Genomic DNA, 17,956 nt, shown 5'->3' on the forward strand with positions numbered 1-17,956 from the left:
AACAGACGGATCCTGACCCATGCAAAGCCGCTGGAACGGCGACGAGGCCAATCGTTTCATTGAGGCAGCCCTTGCCGCCGGCCAGAGCGAGGCGCTCGGGCTGCGCATCTATACGTCGCGCATTATCGGCCAGGATCCCGATCTCGTCCTGCATGGCGGCGGCAACACCTCGGCCAAGGTGACCGGCGCCGACGGCCAAGAGATCATGCACATCAAGGGCAGCGGCTGGGACCTCGACACCATCGAGGCGCCGGGCCTGCCGGCCGTGCGGATGGAACCGCTCCTCGCTGCGCGCGACGGCGGCAAGCTTTCGGATCCCGAGATGGTGGCGCTGCTGCGTTCCGCACTGCTCGACCCGGCTTCGCCCAATCCCTCGGTCGAGGCGCTGCTGCACGCCTTCCTGCCGTTCCGCTTCGTCGACCATACGCACGCGACGGCGGCGCTGGCGCTCGCCAACCAGCCCGACATGCGCGAGACCGTGAAGCGCATCTATGGCGACCGGCTCGCCTGGGTCCCCTATGTCATGCCCGGCTTCGATCTCTCGATCGAGGGCGACAAGGTCTATCGCGACCATCCCGGCTGCGAGGGTCTCTGGCTCGAGAACCACGGCCTGTTCAGCTTCGCCGATACGGCCGAGGGCGCCTATGAGCTGATGATCGAATTCGCAACGCTCGCCGAGCAGGAGCTCGCCCGCGCCGGCGTGACGCTGGAAGGCCCGCAGGCAAGCGACCGCGACGCCGACCCGGCGCTGGTCGAGCGGCTGACCGCCGCCCTCACCCGCGCCGGCTCGCCCTTCGCCAAGGGCCTTGCGCTCGACTACCGCTCGACGCCGGCGATCCGCCGCCACGTGTCCAAGCCGGATGTCCAGGCGATCGCATCGCGCGGCACGGTCACGCCCGACCACGTCATCCGCATCAAGCCGTTCCCGTTGATCCTCAATGCCGGGGCTTCCGAGGCGGATATCGACAAGGCGCTCGCCGGCTATATCGAGCGCTACACGGCCTATTTCGAGCGCAACGCCGCCAAGGCCGCCGAGCCGAAGACGATGCTCGACGCCTATCCGCGCGTCGTGATCGTGCGTGGCGAGGGCATGTTCGGCCTCGGCGCCAATGCCAAGGCGGCGAAGATCGCCGGCGACCTGATCGAGCAGTCGACCCGCGTCATGAACGCCGCCGAAGCCTATGGCCGCTTCACGCCGATCTCGGAAGCGGACCTCTTCGACATGGAATACTGGTCGCTCGAGCAGGCCAAGCTGAAATCGGCCTGAGACAAATCGGCGTTGCGCGCCATGGCCCCTAGCCGGCAGCGCGCGCAACCAAGACGGCCTGACCAAAGGGATGGCCGCGGCCATCAGGCTGATTGAAGAGCGCATCTCTGCGGGCGGGCCGGCGGCGCGCCAAGGGCCCGCCAGCCGGGATATCGCTCGATCCCGGCCGGCCAGGCTTCGGCGCGCCCGGATCGAGGCGGACCTTGCCTGGCCGGCCGGAAACCGAGACTCTGCGGCCGAACCGGCGCTACAGGGCGGCGTCGCGGAACTTGCGGAGCCAATCGACATCGTCGCCCGAAAGCGTGTCGATCAGGCCCGCCTTGAGCCAGGCCGCCAGATCGTCGGTCCAGCCAAGTCCTGCGCGGATCGACATGTCGATCGTCGCCGGACTGTAGGCATGACAGCGAATGGCGATGCCGGCCTCGTGCAGGCGCTTGGCGTGCTCGGGGTCGAACACCGACAGGTCGATGCACAGTTCGTCGAGGTCAGCCGCCCGCGCGACCGCCACCGGATCAGCCAGACGTTCGTGGACGATGCCGCCGGTGCGGACATGCGGGATCGCCGCCTTGACCTCCTTCAGATGCGCGTGGTCGAACGAGATCATCATGACCCGCCCGCAGTCGCGCGGATCCGCCAGCACCGGCTTGAGCGCCTCGATATAGGCGGCGGGATTGAGCTTCTCCTTGATCTCGGCCTCGATCACCAGATCGAGCTCATGCGCCTTGGCGATCACCTCACGCAGGGTCGGAACCCGCTCGCCCGCGAACTCGGCACCGAACCAGGAGCCGGCGTCGAGCTTGGCGATCTCCGCCGCCGTCATGTCCTTGACGGCACCCGTGCCGTTGGTCGTCCGGTCGACGAGCAGGTCATGCAGGACGACGATCTCGTTGTCCTTGGTGAGGACGGTGTCGATCTCGATACTGGTGCCGCCGAGATCCCGCGTCGCCTTGAAGGCGGCGATGGTGTTCTCCGGGGCGCCGTCGCTGTGGCCCCGATGCCCGCAGACGTGGACGAAACCGTTCTCGGCGGCGAAGTAGCTTTTTCTCACAAGCGTATTCCTTGTTGGGACTAGAGTTTACCCAGGCCCGAAGCCATCACGTCTTCCTTCAGCATGCGCTCTGCGATGAAGAAGATGACGAGCATGGGAACGAGCAGGATGAAGGTGACGACCGCTGCGGTCGGCAAAACCAGGACGGCACCGCCCAGATAGCTCCAGAGCCGCACGGCGAGCGTCTGCACCTGCGGTGCCCCGACCATGAAGCTCTTCTCGAACTCCTCGAACGAGGCGATGAAGTTGAGCAGGCCCGCCGCGAAGAAGCCGGGCCACGCCAGCGGCAGCGCGATGCGCCGCACGGCCGTCCGCTGGGAAGCTCCGAGCGTCCGCGCCGCCAGGATCAGCTCCTTCGGGATACCCTCCAGGGTGGCGGTCAGGATGCGGATCATCAGCGGCAGGGTGCCGATGGTCTGCACCAGGATCACGCCGAGCACCGTTCCGGACAGGCCGAACGAGAAGAATACCTCGCCAAGGCTGACGGCCACGACGATGCCCGGGACGATCAGCGGCGCGAGGACGAAGACCTCCACCGCGCGCTTCAGCTTGAACGGAAACTGCGCCAGCGCCCAGGCCGTCGGAAAGGCGAGCAAGCCCGTCAGGACGGTCACCACCGTCGAGACGAACAGGCTGAGCATCGCCGACGGAAGGATCTGGCGGTCGGACAGGACCTCGCGCCAGGCCGAGACGGAAAACGAACGCGGAACGATGTTGGGCGGAAACCAGCCGACCTTGGGATCGTAGAAGGCCCACATGGCGATGACGGCCAGTGGCAGGAAAAGGGTGATGGCGAGATAGAGATAAAGACTGCAGCCAACCCAGAGCTGGGTGCGCCTGTTGTGTGTCGATACGCTCATCGGGGCGCCTCAGCTGTCGCGCTTCGAAAGGGGCTGGGAGCGACCGGTTGAGCCGACGATCGCGTAGTAGACGAGAAGGATGCCGATCGCGACGACGCTCAGCAGCGTGCCCATCGCGTAGACCATCGGCCAGTTCCCGTTCTGGAAGCCTTCCCTGTACATGCTCACGCTGAGCGGCAGCGGATAAGCGGGACCGAGCAGGCTCGGGATGACGAAGGAACCGAGCGAGCCGATAAAGCTCAGCAGCACCGCGGCGGTGATGCCCGGCTTCGCCAGCGGCATCTGCACGCGCCAGAAGATGGTCACCCGGCCGGCGCCCAGCGTTCGCGCCGCCGACAGGACCTCCTTGTTGATGGACGCCATGGCGCCCGAGATGATCAGGGTCATGAAGGGGATCGACTTCCACGACGAGGCGATGATGGCGCCAAGGCCCCATTCGTCGCGCACGAGACGCGGAAGGGTCAGTCCAAGCGGGGCCGCGAGACGCGCGGCCATGCCGCCGCGATCGAGGATGACGAGAACCAGGAACCCGGCGACGATGCCAGGAACCACCAGAGGCACCCGGTACAAGGCGCCGAACAGCTTCCGGCTTCGTTCATTGGCCAGCATCAGGGCCGACAGCGGCAGGCTGACCAAAAGGCTGAGGACCGTGGGAGCGAGCCCGAGCCAGATCGAGAACCAAAGGCCATCGAGATAGACCGGCGTGGCGAACAGCGTCGCCCAGGTATCAAGCGTCGGAAACGACTCGCCGGGCTTGTTGCTGGAGAAGCTTCCCACCAGAACCCGCACGAGCGGCACGCCGAAGAATACGGTCAGGTAGCCGACGCCCGGAAGCAGGCAGAGCAGGAGAACGGGCGTCCGGACCCGCGTCGCCTCGTTCATGACACCGCCCCCGGCGAAGGCTGGAAGCTCCGGAGCAGATGCAGGCTCGGAGGGGCCGTCAGCTTCACCTTCTGGCCGTTGTCGAGCACCGCGGTATGTCCGCCGGTCGCAATCGAGCGCAGGGTCTTGCCGCCCACGGAGATCCAGTAATGCGTCGCCGCTCCCATGAACATCGATTGCTCAATGACGCCGTCGGCCTCGCCGTCGGTCGACTCGATCGAAAGGTCTTCGGGACGGATCGCAATGCCCTCGACATTCCTTTCGTCGGGATTCTCGACCGGCCGCACCGCGCCCCACGGCAATCGGCACTCTCCTGCCCTCACCTCGGCGTCGATGACGTTGGTCATTCCCAGGAACTCCGCCGTGAAGCGGAAGGCAGGGCGGCGGTAGAGATCGACCGGCGTGCCGCGCTCGACAATCTCGCCGTCCTTCATCACCACGATCTCGTCCGCAAGCGCCATCGCCTCCGTCTGGTCGTGGGTGACATAGATCGAGGTGATGCCAAGCTTCTGCTGGAGCGTCCGGAGGTCTTCCCGCAGGCTGTCGCGCAGCTTGGCGTCCAGATTGGACAGCGGTTCATCGAACAGAAGAACGTTCGGCTCGATGACGATGGCGCGTGCCAGCGCAACCCGCTGCTGCTGGCCGCCCGACAATTGGCGCGGCAGGCGCCGGGCGTGCTGCCCGAGGCCGACGAGATCGAGCGCGGCCGCGACGCGACGCGCGATATCCGGCTTGGCAACGCGGCGCATCTCGAGCCCGAACGCCACGTTCCTCTCGATGCTCATATGGGGAAATAGCGCGTAGGTCTGGAAAACCATGCCGAAATTGCGCTTTTCGGGTGCGACCCCATCAATGCGGCGATGGCCGAGCCAGATCTCGCCGGAGGTCGGATCGGAAATGCCGGCGACGGACCGCAAGAGCGTGGTCTTTCCGCAACCCGACGGCCCGAGCAGCGTGACGAAGCGGCCCGCGGAAATATTCAGGTCCAGCCCCTTGAGAACGCGCGTCGAACCGAAGTCCTTGATGAGATTGCGAATGGATATCGAACAGTCCATGTCTGCTTTCCTTCTGGAGGGGTGGCGGCACAGTTTGCGCCGCCACCGCTTGGCGTCGGCGGTTACTTGCGCAGCAGGTTCGCGACGAAGTAGGCGCTGAGCGCGTTGTTCAGCGGCGCGGGCATGCTTTCGCGAGCGCGGGTGGCGAACTGGTCATTGGGGATCAGGCGGGCAACCTGGTCCGACGTGAACGTCGCCGCCGGATCGAGGTCGGTGCGCGCCGAACGCGAGCCGTTTCGCTGCAGCTTCTCGAGCTGGACGTCCTTGCTGACCAGGAAGTCGATGAACAGCAGCCCGCCGGCAGGCGCCTTGCCGTTGACGGGGAGGAACACGCCGTCGCCGCCGCCGACCTGGCCTTCCACGAGCAGTTGCTGGCGCACCGTCGGAGGCAGAAGTCCACGGCCGGAGAAGTCGTAGGCCATGTCTTCCCAGGCGGTGCCGATGGCCCCGCCGCCGTTGGCAATCAGGTTCAGCGTGTCGGAGTTGCCGTTCGTGACTTCGACGGCCGGCAGGAGTTCCTTGTAGTAGTCCCAGACGGGGTTCATGCAGCTGCTGGCCGCGAAGGCCGTCGCCTCGTCCTTGCTGATCTTGTAGTTGCTGAACGCGGCGCGGCATTCCGGATCGGTGACCTTGGCGAAGGCGATCGACTGCAGGAAGCCGCTGCCCGAGCCGCCACCGCCCGGCGACGTGACGATGAACTTGCCCGGATTGGCCTTGGCCCAGGCAAGCAGGGCATCGAGGTCGGTCGGCACCGAATCCGCGGGGAACGCGCCGGAGTCATAGACGATGCTGGTCTGGTTGCGGTGGAACGGCACATAGGAGCCGCCATGCTCGATCCCGCCGGAGACCGTCGCGATCTTCGGGTCAAGCGCCTTGCCGTTCGGCAGCAGCGTGTTGAGCGGCACATTGGCGATCGTGCCCGCATCGCGCAGCAGACCGAGCTTGCCGGAGCTGACGAAATAGGCGTCGGCCGGAGACTTGGCGCCGGCATTGCGAGCCGCCACGAGCTGCTGCGCCGAGGCGTCGCCCTCGCCGCGCACATACTCGACCTTGAGCCCGTACTTGGCTTCGAACTCGGGGATCAGGTGCTCGTTGAACAGCGGACCGAAGGAGTCGCTGAAATCGTAGAAGGTGACCGTGCCTTCCTTCTTCGCCAGCGGCACGATAACGTCATAGAAGTTGTCGGCCGTCAGCGTCGCCAGGTCGAAACCCGGATCGGTGTTGAACTTGTCCGAACCGACCGGTTCGGCCGCGAACGCCGCGGTGCTGAGAAGGGCAGCGAGAGATGCTGCGACAAGGGCTTTCATTGAGATGTCTCCAAGTTGACCGAGAGGATCGCGATCGGGTCGCAACTTCACCGGAACGCCGCTGGTCATTTCTGCCGAAGTAGCGGAGAGCCGGAGAACGGAGCCGGCAGCAGGCCGAGCAATTGATCGGAAATCACGGGTGCCGCGGCATAGGCCGGCGCGCCGTGGCGGAGCCCATCCATCGACACGTAGTCGATGATGACGGCCCCCGCGCAGGACGCGATATAGAGCCCGCCAACGGCATCCCAGGCGTTCATGTGCGGCTCGACATAGGCGTCGAGGCGACCGGCGGCGACATGCGCCAGCGACAGGGCTCCAGCCCCGAGCCGCCGGTTTTCGGCGCCCGCCTCGAACAGCCTTGCGACGATGATGCCGCCCAGGTCGTTCTGATGGCGTGGGGAGAAGCCGAGGCCGACCACCGCCTCCGCGAAATCGGACGGCGAGGCGCAGCGCATCGGCGCGCCATTGAGAAAGGCGTTGCCTTCGGCATCGGCCGAGAAGAGCTCATCCAGCACCGGATCGAGGACCCAGGCCGCGATCGGCCCGCCATCCTTGAGCAAGGCGATGGAGATGCAGAAATAACTGAGCTTGCGGGCGAAGTTCACGGTGCCATCGACGGGGTCGATGAGCCAGGTGAAGCCATCGGCGGATGCCGCGCCGCCAAACTCCTCGCCGATCACGCCGTCTTCGGGATAGGCGTCGAGCACCGCCGCCCGCACCATCTTCTCGATGGCAAGGTCCGCCTCGCTGACGACATCGCCGGGCCCCTTGCTGTCGACGCGGAGCGCGGGATTTCGGAAGGCGGCCAGCGCGAGGCGGCCGGCTTCGTGGGCGAGGTGCTGGCCAAGCGCGAGCCGGCCGGCAATGGCGTCGTTCATTCTGTTACTCCGGAAGTTGACCGCACGATCAGGCGCGGCGGGCAGTACAGGACCCCGTCCGTGCCGGCGCACCAGGACGAGCCATCCGAACCCGTCGAGGCGGTGTTCCTGCTCTGCTGGTGCGTTTCGACATGGTCGAGGACGCGGCTGACCATGTCGTCGAGCGGCTGCTCGAAGGTCGTCAGCTGATAGGGCGTCCAGGAGGACGCGGGGAGGTTGTCGAAGCCGACGACGGCCACGTCGCGAGGGATCGAAATGCCCGAGGGACGCAGTCCGTCGATGAAACCGAGCGCCATGGCGTCGTTCGTCGAAAACACCGCATCCGGCCGCTCGGCCGGCGGCATGGCGAGAAACCGCTCGGCGCACGCCTTGCCGGCCTCGATCGACATGACCGGATTGCTCCACACCGAGGGAGCGATGCCGCGCTCCAGCATGGCATCGAGGAACCCCTGGGTTCGCAGACCGTTCGCCCAGCCACCCTGCGGACCGCCCAGGACGACGAAGCGACGGCGCCCATCGGCGACGAGGAGCGACGCCGCCATCGCGCCGCCGAGCGGATTGTCGGTGGCAACGGAGAAGGCGCCAGAATGGTTGGCCGGACGATTAAGCGCAGCCAGGAACTGGCCGCGCGACAGGATCGCGTCGGCGCGCTCGCGGCCAATCACCCCTGCCGTGACGATAACGCCACGGGTCCGCCAGCTGATGGTCTCGCCAAGCAGCCGATCCACCTGGTCGTCATTCTCGGCGTAGAACAGGATGGGCTTGAGGTGCCACTCCTCAAAGGCCTTGAGAAGGCGCGACAGAACCCGGGCGCGCCAGTCAAAGTGCAGGCGCGTGGTGATGACGGCCACCAGCGGCGCGTCCCCCGTGACCATGCCCGCCGCCAGCGCATTGGGCTGCCAGCCGATCTCGGCAGCCACGGCTAGGATGCGCTCGCGCGTTTCAGGGGCGATGCGGCCCTTGCCGGAGAAGGCGCGGCTCACCAAGGCCTGGGAAACATTCGCCGCCCTCGCCACATCCCGCGATGTCACGGCGCTGATGCCGTTCGCCTTGACGGGGGCCATCACCAGGCCCCGCCCGTCAGTACGGTCATACGTATTACCAGCGAGAACATCTTGCAGGGGCCAATCACGTTCGGTGTCCGGCGGGTCTTGAATGCCCCTGTTCTAGGAGGCCTTCATGACGCCCGGATTTCACCCACGTGACAGTTCCATGATCATTCGGGGCGGGCCGACATGCCTCCGGGCAGCCGGTCCCGCATCGACATCTGCCGCGCGTCGCACCGCTCGTTCGACCACTGGGAACGAGCGATCGCTCCCAGCCCCGCTCCTGCCTCCGGCGGCGCAACCCCGCAACATCCCAACCCGCCAAGCCCAGCGGTCGGCAGACGCTCTCGCCTCGAAGGTCCTGGCCTCCGCCACGCCGGCCCTCCCCCGCCAGGCTCCTGAGGGGCTAGGATGGCGACCGCCGCCCTAGCGACTGGTGGCGGCGTGCTGTAGCAGGGGGATCGACCGGATGATGAGCTTCTCCGCCTCCACCGCAAGGAAGAAGAGGATGCCTCCTCCCCAGAGCCAGAGCCATGCATAGAGCGGCGGCGCCTCGGTATCGAAGACCGCGTGGAACGGCGGCGCGTAGGTGAACAGGAACTGCAGCACGAAGACGCCCGCAACGCCGTACCAGAGATAGGGATTGCCCAGATGGGCCCGGACCGACAGCGATGAATCAACCAGATAGCGGCTGTTGAGAAGATAGAAGACCTGGCCGAGCGTGATGGCGTTGACGGCCACGGTTCGCGCCATCGGGTCGGACGCGCCCTGCCCCTTCATCCAGAAGAAGGTGGCGAGCGTGTAGAGCACCAGCGCTGCCCCGACGAAGAGAATGCGCCAGAGACCGAAGCCGGTCACGATCGGGCGGTCGATGGCGCGGGGCGGTCGCCGCATCACATCCGCCTCATGCGGCTCGAACGAAATGACGAGTCCGAGGGCGACGGATGTCACCATATTGACCCAGAGGACCTGCGGCGCGGTGATGGGCAGCGTGAAGCCGAACAGGATGGCGATCGCGATCACCGCGCCCTGGGCGATGTTGGTCGGCAGCAGGAACAGCATCGCCTTCTCGATGTTGTTGTAGACGGTGCGCCCTTCCTTCACGGCCGCCGAGATCGACGCAAAGTTGTCGTCGGCGAGGATCATGCTCGCCGCCTCCTTCGTCACCTCCGTGCCCTTGATGCCCATGGCGACGCCGATATCCGCCTTCTTGAGCGCGGGCGCATCATTGACGCCGTCCCCGGTCATGGCGACGATCTGCCGGTTGGCTTGCATCGCCTTGACGAGCCGGAGCTTGTGCTCGGGGCTGGCGCGGGCGAACACATCGACGTCGCGCACGCATTCCTGCAGCGCGGCATCGTTCATGGCCTCGATCTCGGTGCCCGCCACCGCGGTCTTGCCATCGCCGATGCCGAGCATCTTGGCGATCGCCGCGGCCGTGATCTTGTGATCGCCGGTGATCATCGTCACGCGGATGCCGCCGCCATGGCACTCCCGCACGGCCTCGACCGCCTCCTTGCGCGGCGGATCCATCAAGCCGACGAGGCCAAGGAGAACCAGATTCCCTGGCAGGTCCTCCGGCCCGAGGCTGCCGGCCTCCAGGCCCGGATTCGCAAGCCACGCCAGCCCCAGCACCCGCTCCCCCTGCGCGGCGAGCCGGTCGCCCTCCCGCACGAAGTGGTCGCGGTCGAGCGGCGCCGGGCCGGCCGCCGATTGCTGCCGGTCGCAATGCTCGAGGATCACCTCCGGCGCCCCCTTCACCAGCAGGATCTCGCCATCCGCCGTCCGGTTCAGCGTCGCCATGAACTTGTGCTCGGACTCGAAGGGAATGGCATCGAGCCGCGGCGCGGCGCCCACCACTTCGGCGCGATCCAGGCCGAGCTTGGTCGCAAAGGGGTAGAGCGCGCCTTCCGTAGGATCGCCCTCCACCGTCCACTTGCCGTCGTCCTGAAACAGCCCCGCATCATTGCACAGCACCGACACCCGGCCCATCAGCGCGAGCACCTCGGGCGTCGCGCCGATCGGCTTGCCGGCCGCCCTCACCTCGCCCTCCGGGGCATAGCCGTCGCCGGAGACCTCGTAGGCAGCCTCCGCCGTCACGGCGGAGGTGACCATCATCTCCATCAGCGTCAGCGTACCGGTCTTGTCCGAGCAGATGCGCGAGACGGAGCCCAGCGTCTCCACCGCCGGCAGGCGGCGGATAATCGCGTTTCGCTGCGCCATGCGCTGCACGCCAATCGCGAGCGTGATCGTGATCAACGCCGGCAACCCCTCGGGGATCATTGAAACGGCGATACCGACGACCGCCTGGAACAGCTCGACGAAAGTCATGCGCCCGAGCCAGTGCCCCCAGGCGAAAAGCAGCAGGCTGATGATGGCGATGGCGATGGTGATGACGTAACCAAACCTCTTGATCTGCCGCAGCAGCGGCGTCTCCAGCGCGCTGACCTCGGCCAGCATCTGGTTGATGCGGCCGAGCTCGGTGGCACTGCCGGTGGCCACGACCACACCGGTCGCCCTGCCGGAGACCACCATCGTGCCGGAGAACCCCATGTTCTGCCGGTCCCCGACGGTCGCCTTTTCCTGAACGGGCGCCGTTGCCTTCTCGGCGGGAACCGACTCGCCGGTCAACGCCGCTTCCTCCGTGCGCAGGTTCTTGGCATCAATCAGGCGCAGATCGGCGGGAATCCTGTCGCCGGATTCGAGGAGGACGATATCGCCCGGAACCAGGTCCTCGGCCGGGATCAGCCGCGTCTCCCCGTCGCGCAGCACCCGCGCCTCGGCCGACAGCATGTTGCGGATCGAATCGAGCGCCTTCTCGGCCCGCCCCTCCTGCAGAAAGCCGAGCAGCGAGTTGAGAATGACCACGGCGAAAATGATCGATGCGTCGAGCCACAGGCTCAGCATCAGCTTGACGAAGCCGGCGACGAGCAGAACGTAGATGAGGATGTTGTTGAACTGGGCGAGGAACCGCATCAGCGGGCTCTTGGCCTTCCCTTGGGGCAGACGATTCTGCCCGAAGGTCCTCAGGCGCGCCGCCACCTCCGCCGCGTCCAGCCCGCGCACCGGATCGACGCGCAACTGTCCCTCGACTTGCTCCGCGGACCAGGCATGCCAGGGCGCGCTCTCTGCGCCGGATGTGGTGACCCCTTGCACGCTCATACGGATCCCTCGCCGTGTCTGCCGATTTCTGTCGTCCGTCCGGATCGCCGGGCCTTGCACGATCGAGGACCGCGGCGCGCCGCTCCCTGCGCCAACAGTCCCCGACGACAGGCCCGGGCGATTTCGTCTCCTGTCGCCAGGGATCGCGAGCATCGCCGCCATGCGCGGCAACCCGCTTCTTCCTATTGCTGCTCAAGCTCGCGCCGCGCCGCCGCGAGATCCTTCCGCTGTTCCGACGAGACCTTGGGATATTCGAGGTCAAGCTTCTCGACCGCCTCGACGATCGCCGCCGCCACGACGAGACGCGTGAACCATTTGTTGTCGGCCGGCACGACGAACCATGGGGCGCTCTTCGAGGCCGTGGCTCGGATCGCCTCGTCATAGGCCTTCATGTAGTCGCCCCAATACCGGCGCTCACGAACGTCGCTCGCGGAGAACTTCCAGTTCTTCTCCGGCGTGTCGAGGCGGCTCATGAAGCGTCTCTTCTGTTCCTCATAGGACAGGTTCAGGTAGAACTTCAAAATGATGACGCCTTGCCGCGTGAGGTAATCCTCGAAACGGGCGATATCGGCGAGGCGCTCTTCCCAGATGTTCTTCCCGACCAGTTGCGGCGGGATCTTCTGCGCCTTGAGGAGTTCCTGATGCGTGCGCACCACGAGGACCTCTTCGTAATAGGATCGGTTGAAGATGCCGATGCGCCCGCGCTGCGGCACCTTCATCGCGTAGCGCCACAGAAAGTCACGCGACAGTTCTTCGTCCGATGGCTGCTTGAACGAAAAAACATCGCAGCCCTGCGGATTGACGCCAGACAGGACGTGCTTGATCGTCCCGTCCTTTCCGGCCGCATCCATGGCCTGGAACACAAGCAGCACGGACCAGGAATCCTGCGCATAGAGCATGTCCTGCTCCATCGCCAGCCATGCCGATCCGCGACGGAGCAGTTCGGCGGCCTGCTTCTTGTCGATTTTCAGCCCCTGCGTATCACCGGGATCGAAATCGGCCAGCCGGAAGCCCTTCCCCTTTGTTACCCGGAACGGCTTTGTATATTTTTCGATATATTCCAGAATTTCTCTTCGAGACATGGAAACCTCGAATACAATTCGTCGGACTATCTTGAATATGCCATCAACGGACGACCCCGACGACATCCTGCGGAGCCGTAATTCCTAGCGCCTCCGGCGAGCGAGGCATCGGCCAGTCGCCACGGATATCTCTTCAGACATCATGCCAAGAAGAGGTCCTCCCGGGCTCATCCTCTGGACACAGTCCGAACGTGCCTCACCTCTTCTGCATGGCCGCAAGACTATCCAGCCCGGAACAGGCGATGGCAAGTGGCAATGAAGACAGACTGAAACGAGATCCCTGGCGACCAGGCCCGCCACGCCAGCCGGCGAAGTCATTTGCCCCGACCGACCGGGGGCATCGCGTCTGCTGGCTTTCGGGACCACCTCGGCTATGGTGCTGGAAAGACTACCGATTGGGGGGAACCAAGACGTGACGGCCACACGATCCAATGCCGACGAACTGACCAAGCTCGCGTTCGAGAACTGCCTCTTCCCGGTGATCGACCAGGAGACGGTGCGGCGGGAGGGGCCGCGCATCTATTTGAAGGGCGACGGCATCGAGCTCACCGACCTCGCCGGCAACACGATGCTCGACATGATGGGCTCGCACACGCGCGCGAATTCGCTCGGCTACGGCAATCGCGAGATCGCCCAGGCGGTGTTCGACCAGATGACGGCGGTCCACTATGTCGGCACCACCAGCCATTTCGCCGAGCCGACCATCCGCCTCGCGGCCAGCCTGGCGGAGCTGACGCCGGGCGCGCTCAAGCGCGTCGCCTTCACCTCGGGCGGCTCGGAATCGGTCGAGACGGCGCTGAAGCTCGCCAAGCAGTACCAGCGCGAAAGCGGCAACAAGCCCCGCGCCTACAAGACCATCTCGCGCTGGAACGCCTATCACGGCTCCAGCATGGGGGCGCTGTCGGTCACCGACTGGCTGGCGGTGCGCGAGATCTTCGAGCCGCGCGTGCCGGGGCACAGCTTTATCCCGAACCCGACCCGCTACCGCAATCCGTTCGGCATGGAGGAGGAGGCGTATTTCGAGCTCTGCGCCACCTATCTTGAGCGCGAGATCGAGCTGCAGGGGCCCGACACGGTCTCGGCCTTCATCGGCGAGCCGGTGATGCAGGCGAACGGCGTGCAGGTGCCGAGCCGCCACTATTGGGAGCGCGTGCGCGAGATCTGCGACAAGCACGGCGTGCTCTTGATCGCCGACGAGGTGATCACCGGCTTCGGCCGCACCGGCACCTGGTTCGCCTGCGAGCATTTCGGGCTCGAGCCGGACATCCTGACCATGGCCAAGGCGCTGAGTGGTGGCTATGCGCCGATCGGCGCCGTCATCACGTCAGATGCGATCGCCGACGCGATCCCGATGCTGCGCCATGTCCACACCTTCGCGGGACACGCCAGCGCCGCGGCGGCGGCCAATGCGGCGATCACCATCAAGCGCCGCGACGGGTTGATCGACGACGCGCGCGAGAACGGCGCCTATTTCGGCGCCGAGCTCAAGGCGGCGCTCGAATCCCATCCGATCGTCGGGCAGGTGCGCGGCCTCGGCCTCTGGCATTGCGTCGACTTCACCGCCGATCGCGCCACCAAGGCCAAGTTCGAGGATGACACCGTCTCGGTCATCGTCGAGCGGATGCGCGCCCATGGCGTGCTCGCCTGCCGGATCGGCACGGCGCTCGAAATGTCGCCGCCGCTGATCACGACGCGGTCGCAGCTCGACACCGCGGTCGAGGTCTGCGCCCGCGCCGTCCACGAAGTGGCGCGCGAGCGCGGTCTCGCCTGACAATCGCCAGGCCTGGCGCCCTCCCGGGCGTCAGGCCAGCCTGGCGTGCCTCCGGTTCCGCAGCCTGCGGAACAGGATCGGCAGGGCGATGACGACGATCAGCAGCGTGCCGGTGAAGATCGACATCACGATGCCCGGCACGTTGAGCAGGCCGAGGCCGAAGGTCATCAGCCCCATGATGAAGGCGGCCAGCACCACGCCGAGGATGCCGCCGGCGCCGCCGAGGATGTTGACGCCGCCCAGCACCACCATGGTGATGACCTCGAGCTCCCAGCCCTGGGCGATCGCCGGGCGGGTCGAGCCGAGCCGCGAGGTCAGAAGCACCGCCGCGATGCCCGACATCAGGCCGGTGAGGCAGAACAGCATGAACTTGATCCGCCCGACGCGCAGTCCGGAGAATTGCGCCGCCACGTGATTGTTGCCGATGGCGAAGATGCGCCGGCCGAAACTGGTGCGGTGCAGCAGGAAATAGTAGAGCGCCGCCGCCGCCAGGAAGAGCGCCAGTTCGAACGAGATCACCCAGAACACGTAGCCCTGGCCGAAATAGCCGAAGCTGGCCGGATAGCCCTTGAACACGCCGTCGCCCAGGATGATGTAGCTGACGCCGCGGAAGAGGCTCATCGTGCCGATGGTGACGACGATCGACGGCAGCCCGAGCCGGGTGACCAGGAAGCCGTTGAAGGCGCCGCAGAGCAAGCCGGTGCCGATGCCGATGGCGACGAGGCCGGGCGTGCCGACGCCGTATTGCGCGGCGAGACCCATGAAGGTCGAGCAGAGCGCGATGATCGAGGCGACCGACAGGTCGATCTCGCCGCTGATGATCAGAAGCGCCATCGCCAGCGCGATCAGCGCCTTCTCGGTGAAGTTGAAGGTGAGGTCCGACAGGCTCCACGCATTGAGGAAATAGGGCGAGGCGAAGCTGTTCGCGACGAAGATCGCCACGGCCACGGCGAGCAGCAGCATTTCCCAGGACAGGAGGCGCGCGCGCAGCGGGCTCCCCAGCCGGTCGGGAATATGGCGCGGCACGGCGGCGTCGATGGACGTATGCTCGTTCATGCCGCGTGCTCCGCCTGCTTGAGAATGATGCGGCCACGCTTGCGTTCGATGCGGGCGTTGAAGATCACGGCGAGCAGGATCGCCAGGCCCGAGATCGCCATCTGCCAGAAGGGCGAGATGTTGACCACCGGCAGCGCGTTGTTGACGACGCCGAGGAACAGCGCGCCGAGCACCGCGCCGGCAACGGTCCCGATGCCGCCGGCGATCGAGACGCCGCCGATCACGCAGGCGGCGATGATGGTCAGCTCGAAGCCGCCGGCCACGTCGACATAGGCGACGGCATAGCGGGCGATCCAGAGATAGCCGGCGACGCCGGAGACCAGGCCCGACACGCAGAAGGCGATGAAGCGCGTCCGCCCCACGTCGATGCCGACATAGGTGGCGGCGGTCGGGTTGATGCCGGTGGCGTAGAAGGAGCGGCCGAGCGAGGTGCGCGTCATCAGAACGTAGAACAGGCCGACGGCCACGATGGCGAACCAGCTCAGAACCGTGATGCCGCCGAGATCGGCGCGCGGCAGGGCCTTGAAGGCATCCGTCATCTGGTGGGCGTTGACCCAGGATCCGCCGGCGATGACGAAGATCAGGCCGCGATAGATGGTCAGCGTGCCGAGCGTGACGACGATCGGCGGGATGTTGAGCTTCCAGACCAGCACGCCGTTGATGGAGCCGAGCAGCGTGCCGAACAGGGCCGCGACCAGCACCAGGACCGGGATCGGCAGGCCGGGAAGCGCCACGTTGAGCAGCGCCACCACCATGCCGCTCAAGGCCAGGTTGGCGGCCATGGACAGATCGATCGAGCGCGTCAGGATCACGACCATCTGGCCGAGCGCCAGCATGATCAGGATCGAGGTGTCGTTGAAGATGTTGGCGAGGCTGGGCAGCTGGATGAAACTCGGTGAGCGTAGCGAAACCAGCCACACCGCCCCCACGATGACCGCGAGGAGCCAAAACTCGCGCTGTTTCAGCAGCGCCTTCATGCGTCTTCTCCCCGGATGCCGGCGGCGGCGCTGACCAGCGCCTCGGCCGAGAGATCCTTGTTTTCAAGCGTCGTGACCATCCGGCCCTCGCGCATCACGACGATGCGGTCCGACATGCCCATCACCTCGGGCAGCTCGGAGGAAACCATGATCACGGCCAGGCCCTGCGCCACCAGCTCGCCCATGAACTGGTGCACGGCGGCCTTGGATCCGATGTCGATGCCCTTGGTCGGCTCGTCGAGGATGATCACCTTCGGGCCCGTCGCCAGCCATTTGGCGATGACCACCTTCTGCTGGTTGCCGCCCGACAGCGTGCCGACGTCCTGGCTCAGCGACGAGGCGCGCAGGTCGAGCCGCTCGGTATAGGCGCGGGCGAGGTCGAACTCCTCCTTGAGCCGCAGCACGCCATGCAGGCTGGTGCGCTTCAGCGAGGGCAGCGAGACGTTCTCGAAGATCGGCAGGCCGATGACGACGCCCTGCTTGCCGCGCTCCTCCGGCACATAGACGATGCCGGCATTGACGGCGTCGGCCGGCGATTGCGGCGTGATCGCCTGGCCGTCGAGCACGATGCTGCCGCGCGACGGCCGGGTGAGCCCGAACAGCGCCTGCATGACCTCGCTGCGGCCGGCGCCGACGAGGCCATAGAAGCCGAGGATCTCGCCCCGCCGCAATTCGAAATCGATGCCGTCGAATTCGGTCGGGTGGCTGAGGTCCTCGACCTTCAGCACCGTCTCGCCGGGCGCGGCGACATGCTTCGGGAAGATCTGGTCGACCGAGCGGCCGACCATCATCTTGACGATCTCCGCCTGCGGCGTTTCCGGCAGCATGCCGGCGCCGACCTTCTGGCCGTCGCGGAACACCGCATAGCGGTCGGAGATGCGGTAGATCTCGTCGAACTTGTGGCTGATGAACAGGATGCCCTTGCCGTCGGCCTTCAGCATCTCGATCAGCGTGAACAGCTCGCCGATCTCCTTGTAGGAGAGCGCGGCCGTCGGTTCGTCCATGATGACGATGCGCGCGTCGATCGACAACGCGCGGGCGACACCGACAAGGTGCTTGTTGGCGATCGAGAGTTCCTTGAGCCGCGTTTCCGGCGCGATGTGCCCGGCGCCCATCGAAGCGAGGACCTTGCGGGCCCCGCCGCGGATGGCGCCCCAGTCGATCAGGCCCAGGCGGGTGCGCGGGGCATGGCCGAGGTGGATGTTTTCCGCCACCGAGATCTCGTCGAACAGGACGGTCTCCTGGTGGATAGCGGTGATGCCCTGCTGCGCCGCGCGGTGGGGCGATCCGAACTCGACCGGCCGGCCGTCGATGGCGATCTCGCCGGCATCCGGCTGGTAGATGCCGGTCAGGATCTTCACCAGAGTCGACTTGCCGGCGCCGTTTTCGCCGATCAGCGCCGTCACCTGGCCCGGATAGATCTCCAGGCTCACATCGTCGAGGGCGCGCACGCCCGGGAAACTCTTCGAAATCCCGCGCAGCGTCAGCAGCGGCGCGACCGCTGTGGGCGACGCGGGCGCATCGTGGCTCGTGGCGACGTCTGTCATGGGCTGTCTTCTGATCGA

The 17,956-nt window shown here is 66.2% G+C and carries 14 protein-coding genes; 2 read left to right on the forward strand and 12 right to left on the reverse strand.

Going from position 1 to position 17,956, the window contains the following annotated elements; all coding sequences use genetic code 11:
- The first annotated feature begins 19 nt into the window (after window positions 1-19).
- On the forward strand, window positions 20-1,267 hold the full coding sequence (locus tag G539_RS0115060) for a class II aldolase (protein ID WP_029075927.1): 1,248 nt from the start codon (window positions 20-22) through the stop codon (window positions 1,265-1,267).
- 247 nt (window positions 1,268-1,514) lie between these two features.
- On the opposite strand, the gene G539_RS0115065 is transcribed toward G539_RS0115060, so the two are convergent.
- From G539_RS0115065 to G539_RS0115105, 9 genes are all read right to left on the reverse strand, one after another.
- Entirely contained in the window at window positions 1,515-2,315 is an 801-nt protein-coding gene (locus G539_RS0115065) for a glycerophosphodiester phosphodiesterase (protein ID WP_029075928.1), read from the reverse strand.
- A gap of 20 nt (window positions 2,316-2,335) precedes the next feature.
- Entirely contained in the window at window positions 2,336-3,175 is an 840-nt protein-coding gene (locus G539_RS0115070) for an ABC transporter permease (protein WP_029075929.1), read from the reverse strand.
- Window positions 3,176-3,184: 9 nt separating this feature from the next.
- Window positions 3,185-4,057, reverse strand: a complete 873-nt coding sequence (locus tag G539_RS0115075; RefSeq protein WP_029075930.1) for an ABC transporter permease — start codon at window positions 4,055-4,057, stop codon at window positions 3,185-3,187.
- Window positions 4,054-5,112 carry an ABC transporter ATP-binding protein gene (locus G539_RS0115080; protein ID WP_029075931.1) on the reverse strand — a complete coding sequence of 353 codons (1,059 nt, stop codon included), beginning with the start codon at window positions 5,110-5,112 and terminating at the stop codon, window positions 4,054-4,056. The genes G539_RS0115075 and G539_RS0115080 overlap by 4 nt, the downstream gene beginning before the upstream one ends.
- 62 nt (window positions 5,113-5,174) lie before the next feature.
- Window positions 5,175-6,419 carry an extracellular solute-binding protein gene (locus G539_RS0115085; RefSeq protein WP_051231446.1) on the reverse strand — a complete coding sequence of 415 codons (1,245 nt, stop codon included), beginning with the start codon at window positions 6,417-6,419 and terminating at the stop codon, window positions 5,175-5,177.
- A gap of 65 nt (window positions 6,420-6,484) precedes the next feature.
- Window positions 6,485-7,369 (reverse strand): inositol monophosphatase family protein, encoded by an 885-nt coding sequence (locus G539_RS24990; protein WP_156911992.1) that lies wholly within the window; start codon window positions 7,367-7,369, stop codon window positions 6,485-6,487.
- On the reverse strand, window positions 7,294-8,361 hold the full coding sequence (locus G539_RS26315; protein WP_029075933.1) for a LacI family DNA-binding transcriptional regulator: 1,068 nt from the start codon (window positions 8,359-8,361) through the stop codon (window positions 7,294-7,296). Before G539_RS26315 ends, G539_RS24990 begins: the two co-directional genes overlap by 76 nt.
- Window positions 8,362-8,769: 408 nt before the next feature.
- Window positions 8,770-11,667 (reverse strand): HAD-IC family P-type ATPase, encoded by a 2,898-nt coding sequence (locus tag G539_RS0115100; RefSeq protein ID WP_210162823.1) that lies wholly within the window; start codon window positions 11,665-11,667, stop codon window positions 8,770-8,772.
- 20 nt (window positions 11,668-11,687) lie between these two features.
- Entirely contained in the window at window positions 11,688-12,653 is a 966-nt protein-coding gene (locus G539_RS0115105; protein WP_245576892.1) for a polyphosphate kinase 2 family protein, read from the reverse strand.
- A 346-nt stretch (window positions 12,654-12,999) separates the two neighbouring features.
- Here G539_RS0115105 and G539_RS0115110 point away from each other — a divergent pair, with 346 nt between their 5' ends.
- Window positions 13,000-14,358, forward strand: coding sequence for an aminotransferase family protein (locus G539_RS0115110; RefSeq protein ID WP_029075936.1), 1,359 nt, complete (start codon window positions 13,000-13,002; stop codon window positions 14,356-14,358).
- Window positions 14,359-14,388: 30 nt separating this feature from the next.
- Here G539_RS0115110 and G539_RS0115115 read toward each other — a convergent pair whose 3' ends face one another.
- Genes G539_RS0115115 through G539_RS0115125 form a run of 3 tightly spaced genes read right to left on the reverse strand, consistent with a single transcriptional unit; the run spans window position 14,389 to window position 17,938 of the window.
- A complete protein-coding gene (locus tag G539_RS0115115; RefSeq protein WP_035831440.1) occupies window positions 14,389-15,414 on the reverse strand; it encodes an ABC transporter permease in 1,026 nt (341 codons plus the stop codon).
- Entirely contained in the window at window positions 15,411-16,391 is a 981-nt protein-coding gene (locus tag G539_RS0115120; RefSeq protein ID WP_029075938.1) for an ABC transporter permease, read from the reverse strand. The genes G539_RS0115115 and G539_RS0115120 overlap by 4 nt, the downstream gene beginning before the upstream one ends.
- The gene (locus tag G539_RS0115125) at window positions 16,388-17,938 is read right to left on the reverse strand and encodes a sugar ABC transporter ATP-binding protein (RefSeq protein WP_029075939.1); all 1,551 of its coding nucleotides are present in this window, start codon (window positions 17,936-17,938) and stop codon (window positions 16,388-16,390) included. The genes G539_RS0115120 and G539_RS0115125 overlap by 4 nt, the downstream gene beginning before the upstream one ends.
- Window positions 17,939-17,956: the final 18 nt, after the last annotated feature.

The sequence above is a fragment of the Kaistia adipata DSM 17808 genome, assembly GCF_000423225.1.
Classification (GTDB): Bacteria; Pseudomonadota; Alphaproteobacteria; order Rhizobiales; family Kaistiaceae; genus Kaistia; species Kaistia adipata.

Bases quoted from the DNA above. Each gene is read 5' to 3' on its own strand.
- G539_RS0115085 (WP_051231446.1), bottom strand. From the start codon at position 6,419: ATGAAAGCCCTTGTCGCAGCATCTCTCGCTGCCCTTCTCAGCACCGCG.
- G539_RS0115125 (WP_029075939.1), bottom strand. From the start codon at position 17,938: ATGACAGACGTCGCCACGAGCCACGATGCGCCCGCGTCGCCCACAGCG.
- G539_RS0115120 (WP_029075938.1), bottom strand. From the start codon at position 16,391: ATGAAGGCGCTGCTGAAACAGCGCGAGTTTTGGCTCCTCGCGGTCATC.
- G539_RS0115075 (WP_029075930.1), bottom strand. From the start codon at position 4,057: ATGAACGAGGCGACGCGGGTCCGGACGCCCGTTCTCCTGCTCTGCCTG.
- G539_RS0115105 (WP_245576892.1), bottom strand. From the start codon at position 12,653: ATGTCGTCGGGGTCGTCCGTTGATGGCATATTCAAGATAGTCCGACGA.
- G539_RS0115070 (WP_029075929.1), bottom strand. From the start codon at position 3,175: ATGAGCGTATCGACACACAACAGGCGCACCCAGCTCTGGGTTGGCTGC.
- G539_RS26315 (WP_029075933.1), bottom strand. From the start codon at position 8,361: ATGGCCCCCGTCAAGGCGAACGGCATCAGCGCCGTGACATCGCGGGAT.
- G539_RS0115100 (WP_210162823.1), bottom strand. From the start codon at position 11,667: ATGGCGGCGATGCTCGCGATCCCTGGCGACAGGAGACGAAATCGCCCG.
- G539_RS0115060 (WP_029075927.1), top strand. From the start codon at position 20: ATGCAAAGCCGCTGGAACGGCGACGAGGCCAATCGTTTCATTGAGGCA.
- G539_RS0115115 (WP_035831440.1), bottom strand. From the start codon at position 15,414: ATGAACGAGCATACGTCCATCGACGCCGCCGTGCCGCGCCATATTCCC.
- G539_RS0115080 (WP_029075931.1), bottom strand. From the start codon at position 5,112: ATGGACTGTTCGATATCCATTCGCAATCTCATCAAGGACTTCGGTTCG.